The 6,066-nt window shown below is 72.2% G+C and carries 4 protein-coding genes; 2 read left to right on the top strand and 2 right to left on the bottom strand.

What is annotated here, in order from left to right; translation table 11 throughout:
- On the top strand, positions 1–1,902 hold a 1,902-nt coding region (locus tag AC1DVT_RS17250), incomplete at its 5' end, for an MFS transporter (protein WP_477390298.1).
- The gene (locus AC1DVT_RS17245) at positions 1,899–2,999 is read left to right on the top strand and encodes an FAD-dependent oxidoreductase (RefSeq protein WP_477390296.1); all 1,101 of its coding nucleotides are present in this window, start codon (positions 1,899–1,901) and stop codon (positions 2,997–2,999) included. The genes AC1DVT_RS17250 and AC1DVT_RS17245, both read left to right, overlap by 4 nt.
- 5 nt (positions 3,000–3,004) lie before the next feature.
- Here AC1DVT_RS17245 and AC1DVT_RS17240 read toward each other — a convergent pair whose 3' ends face one another.
- Positions 3,005–4,867 (bottom strand): M20/M25/M40 family metallo-hydrolase, encoded by a 1,863-nt coding sequence (locus AC1DVT_RS17240; RefSeq protein WP_477390294.1) that lies wholly within the window; start codon positions 4,865–4,867, stop codon positions 3,005–3,007.
- A complete protein-coding gene (locus AC1DVT_RS17235) occupies positions 4,864–6,012 on the bottom strand; it encodes an LLM class flavin-dependent oxidoreductase (RefSeq protein WP_477390292.1) in 1,149 nt (382 codons plus the stop codon). Before AC1DVT_RS17235 ends, AC1DVT_RS17240 begins: the two co-directional genes overlap by 4 nt.
- Positions 6,013–6,066 lie beyond the last annotated feature (54 nt).

The following is a 6,066-nucleotide window of genomic DNA, read 5'->3' as shown; positions in this document are numbered from 1 at the left end:
ACACTGTTCGACGCGACGACGGTGTCGTACACCGCGCCGGCGCTCGCCGAGACGTTCGACGCCTCGGCGGCCGGCATCCAGTGGTTCCTCGCTTCGTTCTCGCTCACCTTCGGGCTCGGCCTCGTGCCGTCGGGCCGGCTCGGCGATGCCTACGGGCGCCGCCGGCTGTTCATCGCGGGCCTGGTCGTCTTCCTGCTTGGTGGAGTGCTCTCAGCCGGCGGGCCCGATGTCGTCTGGGTGATCGGCGGGCGGTTCGTGCAGGGCCTCGGCGCAGGATTCGTCAGCGCCCAGGTGCTGGGCGTCATCCAGGATTTCTACCGAGGGCCCGCGCGGATCCGCGCGTTCGTCGCCTACTCCGCGGTCGGCGCGGCGGCGGGCCTGGTCGGACCGATCGTGGCGGGCGTGATCCTCACCGCCGCGCCCAGCGAGGTGGCGTGGCGGCTCATCCTCCTGGTGCCCCTGCCGCTGACCATCCTGGCGATCGTGCTCGCCTGGCGCGGGCTCCCGCGCACCGATGTGCGTGCCGCGCGGGTGAGCCTCGACCTCCCGGCGATCGCGCTCCTCGGCGGACTCGTGGTGCTCCTCATGCTGCCGGTCATCGAGCCCGGACTGCCGGCGCAGACCCAGTCCTTCGTCTTCGCGACCTGTGCGCTCCTCGCCGTCGCGCTGGTGTGGTGGGAACGCCGCTACACCCGCCGCGGCAGCCTCGCCCTGTTCACCCCTGTGCTCATGCGCTCACGGGGCTTCATCGCCGGCAACCTCGTCGCCCTGACCTGGTTCGGGGCGCTGCTCGCGCAGGGCGGGGTCCTCACGATCTACCTGCTCCAAGAGACCGGTGCGCCGGCGATGGTCGTCGCCGCCGCGCTGATCCCGGGGGCGGTCGGCCGGCTGCTCGTCTCCCTGGTCAGCCGTCGCCTGTTCGCGCGGTTCGGCATCGCGGTGCTCGTGGCGGCGCTCGCCGCCGAGACCGCCCTCACCGCGTCACTCGCCTTCGCCGTCCCGGTGTTCGACGGCGCTGCGCTGCTCGTCTTCGTGGCCGTGGTCAACGGCGTCCTCGGCATCGCCGGAGGCCTCGTCGAACCGCCGCTGCGCGCTGTCACACTGTCGCATGCGCCCGCCGCACTGCACGGGGTCGCGGCATCCTTCCTGCAACTCACTCAGCGTCTCTCTGCGACCTATGTCGTCGCGCTGGCGACGGGCATCCTCCTCGGCGCTGCCGGCGGGGTGTCGGCCGAATCGCTGCAGCGTGCCCTGCTGGTGTGCGGGGCGTTCGTGCTCGTATCGAGCATCGTCTCGCTCGACCCGTCGCTGCGCCGCGCGGCCGATGCATTACGGGGTGTTGCCACTCCGGGCGAGCGCCCAGCCGACTCCAGGGATACTGGCGCCATGCCGAATGCCGCCGTCACCTGGAATCTCGAGACCGTGCCGTGGGACGACCCGCGCGCCGTCCTGCTGCGCGCCGAGATGGACGGCGAACTGGGTCCGCGCTACGCCGACCGGCTGGACGACATCCCGCCCGAGGTCGCCGCTCGAGTCGGCCAGGCGCTGTCGGTCGACCCTGACACGATCGTCGCCACGATCATCGCGGTGGATGCCGAGGGCGACCCCGTCGGTCATGCCGCGCTTCGCGACCTCGGTGGAGAGCTCGCCGGTTCGCTCGAGGTCAAGCGCGTCTTCGTCGCACCGCCCGTGCGCGGCACCGGCGTGAGCCGCCTGCTCATGGGCGAGCTGGAGCGGATCGCCGCGGACCGCGGCGCCGAACGGCTCATCCTGCAGACCGGCGACCGGCAGCCCGACGCCATCGCGCTGTACGAGAAGATCGGCTACACGCCGATCCCGGTCTACCCGCCGTATGTCGAGATCACGTTCTCGCACTGCTTCGAGAAGCCCGTCCCCGCGTGACCGGATCCACCGAGGTCGTCGTGATCGGCGGCGGCGTGATGGGTGCCGCCTCGGCGTGGCAGCTCGCCCGACGAGGGATCGACGTGACCCTGGTCGAACGGTTCGGCCCGCTGCACCGGCACGGTGCATCCCACGGCACGGCGCGCAACTTCAACGTGAGCTACGAAGATCCTGGCCTGCTGCGCTGGCTGCACGAGGCCGCCGATCTCTGGGGTGAGCTCGAGGGCGAGACGGATGCCGCGATCCTGACCCGCACCGGGATCATCAACCACGGACCCGGTCGCGACTTCGAGCAGGCCGCTGTCGCACTGACCGTCGGCGGGTTCCAGGCCGATCTCATCGATGCGTCGGAGGCGAGGCGCCGCTGGCCAGGGTTCCGCTTCGAGGGGCCGGTGCTGCATACGCCGGAGGCCGGTCGCCTGCACGCCGATCGCGCCGTCGCCGCGTTCCTCGAGGCGGCTGTCGCGCACGGCGCACGGGTGCGGTACGACACGCAGGTGCTGGGCGGGTCGATCGACGATGACGGCATCCGCCTGCGCGTGCGGACGGCCTCCGGGGCCGACGAGGTGATCGACGCCCGTCGGGCGATCGTGACGGCCGGCGCCTGGACGAGCGACGTGCTCGCGACACTGGGCGCGACGTTCGCCCTGCCGCCGCTGCGGGTCACGCAGGAGCAGCCCGCGGTCTTCGCCCCGTGGGACCTCGATGCGCAGTGGCCCGGGTTCAACCACGCCCCCGCGGCCGACGATCCGGCGACGTCGTGGTTCCCCAGCGGCGTGTACGGCATGGGGGTGCCCGGCGAGGGGGTCAAGGCGGGCTGGCACGGCGTCGGCCCCGAGATCCACCCCGACCGGCGTTCCTACCTTCCCGATGAGAAGCTCTCGGCCGCGCTGCGGCGCTACGCGGCGGAGTGGCTCCCCGGTGTCGATGCGAGTGCGCCGACCGAGGTCACCTGCACGTACACCTCCACGCCCGACGCGGTCTTCGTGCTCGATCGTGTCGGGCCCGTCGCGCTGGGCGCGGGCTTCTCGGGCCACGGCTTCAAGTTCGCCCCGGTGATCGGGCGCGTGCTGGCCGACCTCGTCGACGAGCGCTGATCGGCTCACGCCTCGCGCAGGATCCGCTCCGTCACGCGCGCGGAGAACTCGAGGCTCTCCACCGGGATGCGCTCGTCCGCGCTGTGGAACTGGCCGAACACGTCGAAGCCGTCGGGAACGCGCAGCGGCACGAAGCCGTAGCCGGCGACGCCGAGCCGCGCGAAGTGCTTGTTGTCGGTGCTCGCCGGCAGCAGGTACGGCACGACGAGTCCGTCCGGATCCTCCGACCCGATGGCCGACTGCAGCACGTCGAGCAGCGGCGCGTCGACGTCCGCCTCGGTCGCCGACCACCATCTGCCCAATCGAATGTCGATKTCGTCGCCGACGACCCCGCGCAGCCCGTCGCGCAGGGCATCGTCCTGCCCGGGGAGCACCCGGATGTCGAGGCGCGCCGTCGCTTCGCCCGGGATGATGTTGGTCTTCGACCCCGCTGACAGCACCGTCGGGGTGGCGGTGTTGCGCAGGCTGGCGCCGATCAGCGAGGACACGAAGCCGAGCTGCGCGAGGTCGTCCTGCAGGCTCTCGTCGGAGAAGGCCAGTCCACGTGCGGCGCCGAACTCGTCGAGGAACGCCTGCAGGGCAGGGGTGCGGACGATCGGGAACGTGTGCGCGCCGACGGCCGCCACCGCGTGCGCGAGGCGCACCACGGAGTTGTCGTCGGTGGGGCGTGAGCCGTGCCCGGCGCGGCCGCGTGCCGTGAGCGTCGCCCAGGCGACGCCCTTCTCGCTGGTCGCGGCGAGATACGCGCGGCGCCCGGCGGTGAGCGGAATGGAGAACCCGCCGACCTCGCTGAGGGCCTCGGTCGCTCCGGCGAACAGCTCAGGGCGGTTGTCGACGAGCCAGCCCGCTCCCCACACCCCGCCCGCTTCCTCGTCGGCGAGGAACGTGAAGATGAGGTCCCGACGGGGCGTGATCCCCTCGCGGGCGAAGTGCCGCGCGACCGCGAGGATCGTCCCGGCGAAGTTCTTCATGTCGACGGCGCCGCGCCCGTACAGCCAGCCGTCGTGCACCTCGGCGCCGAACGGCGGGTGCGTCCAGTCCTGCCCCTCCACCGGGACGACATCAAGGTGTGCGTGCACGATGAGGGCCCCCTGCGACGGATCCGACCCGCGCACCCGCGCCACGACCGACCCGCGCCCCGGGCGCGACTCGATCAGCTCGGCGGCGATGCCGACTTCGGCGAGCTTCTGCTGCACGAAGCGCGCAGCCCGCGTCTCGCCGTCGCCGATCGTCTCGGCGATCCCGGTGTTGACGCTGTCGATGCGGATCAGGTCCCGGATGAGCTCCACGCTCTCCTGCTGCAGGCGTGCGAGCGCGGTAGCCGGCACCGGGTCGATATCGAGTCCGAAGGCGAGCAGCTCGATCCAGCGTCCGGGCTCGACCTCCCAGCGGCCCTCCCGCTCGGTCAGCCTGCGGAAGCCCAGCTTGGCGTAGAGCGCGTGGGCGCCGGTCATCTGCGGTCCGCTGTTCATGACCACGCGGTGCGAGCCGCGCTCAGCCGCAAGCGCGATCACCTTGCGGGTGAGCGCCTCGCCGATCCCACGTCCACGAGCGGCGGGCGCGACCGCGAGCTGGCGGAAGTCGGTCTCGCCGGGCTGTGCCACCTCGGAAAGGGGGCGCCCTTCCGCGGCGATCCAGACCGTGCCGAGGATGGTGTCGTCCGCATCGACCGCGACCCAGACCTCGCCGCGCTCGAGCCGCCCCGCGACATCGCGCAGCGACTCCAGGTAGCTCTCCGAGAGGTCGCCGTAGCTGGCCAGATAGGCATCCGCCGTGACGCGGCCGGCTTCGGCGTACTCGTGGGGCCGCACTGGCCGCAGCACGACCCGGTCAGCGTCCCGCGCGGTCGCCTGCTCCACGATGGTCATGCTGCTCCCACCGTCGCGAGGTCAGCGGTCGCGGCATCCGTCTCGGTCAGACCMCACGCGCGGCCCAGCAGCTCGTAGGAGCGCTCGCGATCGGCCGGGTCATGCGTGATCGTCGTCACCAGCAGCTCGTCGGCGCCGGTCGCACGCCGGAGCGTCTCCAGCTGCTCGGCGACGTTCTCGGGGCCGCCGACGAACCGGGTCGCCAGTCGGTCGCGGACGACGTCCAGCTCGKCGGCGTCCAGCGGGTGCGCCCAGGCGCTCGCGGGGGTAGGGAACGGGATCGCCCCATTGCCGGCGCGGATGCTGTGCACCCAGTGCGCGTAGCCGGCGGACAGACGCCCGGCCTCGGCATCCGTATCGGCGACGAGCACGTCCACCGACACGGTGACGTACGGCTCGGCGAGCGTGGCGCTCGGACGGAAGGCCGCGCGATAGGCGGCGACGGCGTCCAGGACGAAGGTCGGGGCGACGTGATAGTTGGCGCCGAACGCCAGTCCCAGCCGGCCGGCGAGCTCTGCGCTCGGGCCGGCGGTGCTGCCGTGCAGCCACACGCGGATGTCTTGACCCTCCGCGGGCGTGGCGTGGATCGGAACGCCTTCGGGGGCGACGTACGTACCGTCGATGAGATCGAGGATGTCGTGGACGTCCTGCTCGAAGCGGTCGGCGTCGCCCGCCGTGCGCCCGAGCAGGCGTGCCTGCGCGATGAAACGGGCGGCATCTAACGCGAACGATCCAGACGCGGGAAGCAGGAGGCCGTCGACCACACGATCCTGCGACCGGCTCGGGGGAGGCGTCTGCGCGGAGCTGGTCGCGCCGGAGCGGCCGATGCCCAGGTCGAAGCGGCCGGGGTGCAGGGCGGCGACCACGCCCGCGGCCTCGACGACCTGCAGGGCGGAGTAATTGCCGATGATCGTGGCGGCGGTGCCGACGCGGATGCGGGAGGTGGCGGCGGCGATCGCGGCGAGGAGCACGTGCGGCGCGGACCCGGCGACACCCGGGTTGAGGTGATGCTCGGCCACCCAGTAGCGCGCGTACCCCAGTCGTTCCGCGTGCTGCGCGAGGGCGATGCTCGCCCGAAGCCCGTCGGCGGGKGTCTGGCCTTCTCCGAATGGAGACAGGTCGAGGATGGCGAGGGGAGTGGTCATCGGCGTCTCGTTCTCGAAATGGTGTGGGGGGCGGAGAAAAGACGTGGCGGGGGC

The sequence above is a fragment of the Microbacterium sp. P2_F9 genome, assembly GCF_056403635.1.
Note: the sequence above shows the minus strand (reverse complement) of the source record. Positions and strands in the feature narration are given on the sequence as shown.